This is a genomic window from Peribacillus sp. SIMBA_075, assembly GCF_046534585.1.
Window position 1 is genome coordinate 1 of record NZ_JAWRYN010001718.1, and the last position, 231, is coordinate 231.

Annotated in this window: 1 protein-coding gene; it reads right to left on the minus strand. The window is 51.5% G+C overall.

All coding sequences use genetic code 11. The features are described from left to right. A partial coding sequence (locus SB775_RS34305) for a hypothetical protein (RefSeq protein WP_410865750.1) occupies positions 1 to 231 on the minus strand: 231 nt, incomplete at both ends.

Consider the following 231-nt stretch of genomic DNA (forward strand, 5'->3'; position numbering starts at 1 on the left):
GTCATGGCGTCACTGCGACGTGAAGCCTTGCGCTGGAGCGTAGCCATGCTCTTGTGATCCAGTGCGCGGAACTTCTCATAAATCGTAAATTCTATGTGCTTGCTCGCCTTCATCATGTTGATAAACGGCTCCCAAGCTTCTTCTTCCTCGTCCTTGTCGTAGACGTACAGCGCACCGCGTTTTACGATCGTGCCTGTATAGAGTGCTTCGATGAATCGGGTTACCAGCTCT